Here is a 5,170-nt window from a genome sequence, read left to right as displayed (position 1 = left end):
CTCAAACAGCGGCGCGATCGCCGGTTCCGCGGCGCCGGGCGTCGGCTGGCACGGCACCTGGCTGGCCAATGAACCGCCGAACATGAGGCCGTACAGGACCGGATGCTCCAGGGCCCACGCCCGGTAAGCCTTGCCCAGCGCTTCCAGTCCGTCGGGAGCGGCGCGCTGCTGGGAGGCCGCGAAGGAGGCGAAACCGTCGTCGAGGATGGCGGTGAGCAACTCCGCCTTCCCGCCGAAGAGCGAGTACACCGCCGTCGTCGACGTCCCGGCCGCCGCCGCGATCGCCCGGAGGGACACGCCGGGGGCGCCGTCGCGGGCGATCAGGGCCGCGGCAGTGTCGAGGAGTGTGCGGCGCAGCGAATCATCGTGGACTATGGGTCTTGCCATGAGCCCAGTATTCCATAACAATGTTCTGTAACACTGTTACGAAAGGAATCGGCTCATGTCTGAACACGTACACACAGGACGGTTCACAGCCGATCCGGGAGTCGAGCGCGTCACGGTTTTCCTCATCGGGATGCGGGCGAACCGCTGGTGGAAGATCGGCAAGGTGGCGCGCACCGCGTCGGCGATGCCGGCGATGCTGGCGCACCTGGCGGCATCGCCGGAGGCCGGCCTGCTGGGCTTCCACCAATGGTTCGGGCGCACCACGATCATGCTCAGCTACTGGAAGAGCCCGGAACACCTGCAGCGGTTCGCGTCCGACCGCTCGGCGCCGCACCTGGAACCCTGGCGGCGGTTCATGCGCGAATCGGCCGGCAGCGGGGACGTCGGTGTGTGGCACGAAACGTACGAGACGGTGCCGGGGGGCCGGGAGAGTGTCTACAGCGACATGCCGCGCTTCGGCCTGGCCGCGGCGACCGCCCACGTGCCGATCGCGGCGGGGATGAACACCGCCCGCCAGCGGTTCTCGCGGCAGGCAGGGTAGGAGGGCGGCACTGTAGGAGGCCGCAGCGCTGACGGAACGGCAGCGCTAACGGAGCGGCTGTGGGGGCCGGATGTCAGATCTACCGAAACAGGCGCAGGTTGTAGGCGTACCGGTAGGGAACGCCGCGGTTGCACTTGACGCCGGCGATGACGGAATAAACCGTGAGGAAGACCCAGATGGCGGCCGCGATGACGGCAAAGAGTCCGCTGACCGCCGGGATGAGGATCAGCAGGTTCGCAATGATGGCCACCGCCGTGGGCGGAACCGTGAAGTTCAGGGCCTCTTTGGACTCCTGGGCGGTAAAGGGACCCCGGTCCTTGAAGATCAGGTAGATCGCCAGCGACGGGAAGCAACCCAGGATGCCGCCGAAGTGCGCCATGGTGGCCCATTGCCGGTCCTCCGAAGGGGTCAGGGGCAAAGCGGACGCCGACGCGCTCTGGTACTGCTGGCGCGGAGCGGACTTGCGCTCCGGCTGCTGCTGACGAGCAGAGTTCTCGGACACTGGACCTACCTTCGGAAAATCTTCTGACGGCTCACTTCTGTTCCTAGCCTAGCTGTTCCAGCCCGTCTCCCGGTGCATTCCGCGGGCGGGGGCGCCCGACGGAACCGGCTCAAACCGTCAGGAAATCGATGACTTCTTCCACCCGGCCCAAGAGACTGGGCTCCAGGTCGGCATAGGTGTTAACACTGCCCAGCAGCCTCTTCCAGCCGTCGGCGATGTCTATCTGGGTCCGGTGCGGCCAGCCGAGGCCGGCGAGGATGCCGGTCTTCCAATCGGTGCCGCGCGGAACCACCGGCCACGCGGACCGGCCGATGACCGCCGGTTTAATGGCCTGCCACACGTCGACATAGGGGTGGCCCACAATCAGTACGTTGCCCGCCGCCGCGGGCACGGCCATGGCGGCCTCGGCTATCCGCCACTCCTTGGAGTTGGGGACCAGGTGGTCCACCAGGATGCCGAGCCTGCGCTGCGGGCCGGGGGAGAAGTCCGCCACGGCCGCTGCCAAATCGTCCACGCCGTGCAGGGGTTCGACCACGATCCCCTCTACCCGGAGGTCGTCTCCCCAGACCTTCTCCACGAGTTCGGCGTCATGCTTGCCTTCGACCCAGATCCGGCTGGCCCGCGCTACCCTGGCCCGCTGCCCCTCGACCTTGACCGAACCGGAGGCCGTCCGTTGCCGGACGGGAGCCTTCGCCGCGGGCGCCGCCGGCACCACCTTCACCGGCTCGCCCTCGAAGAGGAAGCCGAAACCCAGCGGAAACGAGCGGACCTTGCCCCGGCGGTCTTCCAGCGACACCAGATGCACACCGCCGGACTTCTCCACCCGGTCGACGGCGCCGACCCACCCGCTCTGTGCGTCCTCGAGCACCAATCCCGGTTCGGCGCCGATTTCGCGCAGTGCCCGGGCCTTGGGGGCGGTGAGATCCTGGGGGCCCCAGCCGTAGCTGCTCATAAAATTTAAGTCCTCTGCTGGTTGTCGTCCTCACGGCACGGCCGCCCGACAATGCTAACAACGGCGGCGACGTATTAGACTTAGCACTTGGACGTGTTGAGTGCTAACGGTCTGTCCGCAGACGAGTTGGAGACAGGAGGAGTGCAGTGAGCGAGGTCCGGAGGCTGGAAGTGCTCCGCGCCATTGTCGAAGACTATGTGCACTCGCGTGAGCCGGTGGGCTCCAAGGCACTGGTCGACCGGCACAGCCTGGGCGTATCGTCAGCCACGATCCGCAACGACATGGCGGCGCTGGAGGAAGAGGGGCTGATCGTCGCCCCGCACACCAGTGCCGGCCGGATTCCCACGGACAAGGGCTACCGCCTGTTCGTGGACCGGATTTCGGACGTCAAGCCGCTCTCTGCCCCCGAGCGCCGCGCCATCCAGAAACTGCTGGAAGGCGCCGACGACCTTGACGATGTCATGGAACGCACCGTGCGGCTGCTGTCCCAGTTGACCAACCAGGTGGCCGTCATCCAGTATCCCCAGCTGGGTGCTGCCAAGGTGCGGCACATCGAGTTCATCCTGCTGGCTCCCAAAAGGGCCCTGGTCGTGCTGATCGCGGACAACGGCAAGGTGGAGCAGCATGTCGCGGCGCTTCCGGCGGACGTCACCGAGGATGCCCTGGCCACGCTGCGCACGGCATTCCTGTCGGTGCTGTCCGGGAAGCCGCTGGCGGCAGTGCCGGGGCTGCTGAAGACCTCCCCGGTGCCGCCGCAGGCGGGGCCGGCGGGCACGGCCGAGGCCCTGGCGTCGCAGCTTTCGCAGCTTGCCGCGGCCACGAACGAGGAGCGGATCCTGATGGCCGGCACGGCCAACCTGGCCCGTTCCACGGTCGACTTCCAGCTGAGCATCGGTCCCATCCTCGAGGCTCTTGAAGAACAAGTGGTGCTGCTGCAGTTGCTCTCCGAACTGCATCAGGACGCGCGTGGCATGTCGGTGAGCATCGGCAGCGAAAACCCCTACGGTTCGCTGGCCGAAACCTCCGTGGTGGCCACCGGATACGGCCCGGGCGCGACGGCCAAGGTCGGCATCCTCGGCCCCACCCGGATGGACTATCCCACCACCATGGCCGCGGTCCGCGCCGTCGCACGTTATTTGTCACGGATCCTCGCCGGCTAGCCACACGCCGCGCAGTGTCCGCACCGGCCGTCGGCGCCGGTGAACCGATCCCCAGGAAGTGAAGTACTACAAGGTGAGTAACCACTACGACGCCCTCGGTGTCAGCCAGGACGCCTCCACCGAGGAAATCAAGAAGGCCTACCGCAAGCTGGCCCGCAAGCTGCATCCGGACGTGAACCCCGGCCCGGAGGCAGCCGAACAGTTCAAGCAGGTCAGCCACGCGTACGAGGTGCTGTCCGACCCGCAGAAGCGGCGCATCTACGACACCACCGGCAACGAGAACGGCAACGACACCGGCTTCGGCGGCGGCTTCTCCGGGTCCGGGTTCGCCTTCCAGGACATCTTCGAAAGCTTCTTCGGCGGCGCCGGAGCGGGCGGCGCCGGTCCGGCCTCCCGGACCCGCCGCGGCCAGGACGCCCTGATCAACGTGCGGATCGACCTCAAGGACGCGGTCTTCGGCGTCAACAAGAAAATCGAAGTGGACACCGCCGTTGTCTGCCCCACCTGCGACGGCAGTTGCTGCCGCCCCGGCACCAGCCCGCGCACCTGCGACATCTGCGGCGGTTCCGGCCAGGTCCAGCGTGCGGTGCGGTCCATCCTGGGCCAGGTCATGACCACTGCCGCGTGCGGCAGCTGCCAGGGCTTCGGCACGGTCATTCCCGACCCCTGCAACGAGTGCAACGGTGAGGGCCGCGTCCGCAGCCGGCGTTCGCTGACCATCAAGCTCCCGGCGGGCGTCGGGACCGGAACGCGGATCCAGCTGGCCGGCCAGGGCGAAGCGGGCCCCGCCGGCGGCCCGCAGGGCGACCTGTATGTGGAAATCCGCGTGAACCCGGACAAGAACTTCATCCGCGAGGGCGACGACCTGCACGTCACGCTCTCGGTGCCGATGACCGCCGCCGCGCTGGGCACCGACCTTACACTGGACACCTTCGACGGCGAACAGGAAGTCAGCATCAAGCCCGGCACGCAGGCGGGCGAGACCCTCACCCTGCGCGGCCTGGGCGTGACCCACCTGCGCGGCTACGGTCGCGGCGACCTGCAGGTGCACGTGCATGTGGAGACTCCCAGCAAGCTGGATGCGGAGCAGGAGGACCTGCTGCGCCGGCTCGCCAGTGCCCGCGGCGAGGAATACACCGAGGGCAAGCTGGCGTCCTCCGGCACGGGCGTCTTTGCCCGCCTGCGGGACCGGCTCGGTAACCTCTAGGCGTGACCAGCCACCTGTTTTTCACAGCTCCGGGCGAGCTCGACGACGTTGCTCCGGGCGACAGCTTCACCCTGGCCGGGGACGAGGCGCGGCACGCCGTCACGGTCAAGCGGATCGAACCGGGTGAAGCCGTCGATCTGGCCGACGGGCGGGGCCGGCGGCTGGTAGGGGAGGCCGTTGCCGGCACCTCAGGCCAGCTCACCGTCCGCGCGCTCCGGATCCTGCAGGAGCCGCGGCCCGACCCGGAGTTGGTGCTGGTGCAGGCGCTGGCCAAGGGAAACCGCGACGAACTTGCCATCGAGGCGGCCACCGAACTGGGCGTCGATGCCGTGGTGCCGTGGCAGGCCGAACGCAGCATCGTGCGCTGGAAGGCGGACAAGGCGGCCAAGGGCGCGGCGAAATGGCAGCTGGCGGTCCGCGC

The 5,170-nt window shown here is 68.0% G+C and carries 7 protein-coding genes; 4 read left to right on the top strand and 3 right to left on the bottom strand.

Annotated elements, in window-relative coordinates:
* Positions 1-387, bottom strand: a 387-nt coding sequence (locus AC5RUJ_RS10655; protein WP_494155847.1) for a TetR/AcrR family transcriptional regulator, incomplete at its 3' end; no start/stop codon positions are given.
* A gap of 55 nt (positions 388-442) precedes the next feature.
* Here AC5RUJ_RS10655 and AC5RUJ_RS10650 point away from each other — a divergent pair.
* Positions 443-928 (top strand): DUF4188 domain-containing protein, encoded by a 486-nt coding sequence (locus AC5RUJ_RS10650; protein WP_494025936.1) that lies wholly within the window; start codon positions 443-445, stop codon positions 926-928.
* A 79-nt stretch (positions 929-1,007) separates the two neighbouring features.
* Here the strand turns inward: AC5RUJ_RS10650 and AC5RUJ_RS10645 are convergent, their stop codons facing one another.
* Both AC5RUJ_RS10645 and AC5RUJ_RS10640 read right to left on the bottom strand, forming a co-directional pair.
* Entirely contained in the window at positions 1,008-1,430 is a 423-nt protein-coding gene (locus tag AC5RUJ_RS10645) for a DUF4870 domain-containing protein (protein ID WP_494014022.1), read from the bottom strand.
* A gap of 109 nt (positions 1,431-1,539) precedes the next feature.
* Positions 1,540-2,382: a DUF3097 family protein gene (locus tag AC5RUJ_RS10640; RefSeq protein ID WP_494075022.1), complete on the bottom strand. Its 843-nt coding sequence runs from the start codon at positions 2,380-2,382 to the stop codon at positions 1,540-1,542.
* 146 nt (positions 2,383-2,528) lie between these two features.
* Here AC5RUJ_RS10640 and hrcA point away from each other — a divergent pair, with 146 nt between their 5' ends.
* The 3 genes from hrcA to AC5RUJ_RS10625 all read left to right on the top strand — a co-directional run.
* A complete protein-coding gene (hrcA, locus tag AC5RUJ_RS10635; RefSeq protein ID WP_494025935.1) occupies positions 2,529-3,542 on the top strand; it encodes a heat-inducible transcriptional repressor HrcA in 1,014 nt (337 codons plus the stop codon).
* A 73-nt stretch (positions 3,543-3,615) separates the two neighbouring features.
* Positions 3,616-4,749, top strand: a complete 1,134-nt coding sequence (gene dnaJ / locus AC5RUJ_RS10630; protein ID WP_494026062.1) for a molecular chaperone DnaJ — start codon at positions 3,616-3,618, stop codon at positions 4,747-4,749.
* A 2-nt stretch (positions 4,750-4,751) separates the two neighbouring features.
* The coding region (locus AC5RUJ_RS10625) for an RsmE family RNA methyltransferase (RefSeq protein ID WP_494155846.1) at positions 4,752-5,170 on the top strand (419 nt) is incomplete at its 3' end.

The sequence above is a fragment of the Arthrobacter sp. Y3223164 genome (genome assembly GCF_059091005.1).
This window is presented reverse-complemented; position numbering and strand designations above follow the sequence as displayed.

Coding starts and splice junctions, on each gene's coding strand:
- AC5RUJ_RS10650 (WP_494025936.1), top strand. CDS start 443: ATGTCTGAACACGTACACACAGGACGGTTCACAGCCGATCCGGGAGTC.
- AC5RUJ_RS10640 (WP_494075022.1), bottom strand. CDS start 2,382: ATGAGCAGCTACGGCTGGGGCCCCCAGGATCTCACCGCCCCCAAGGCC.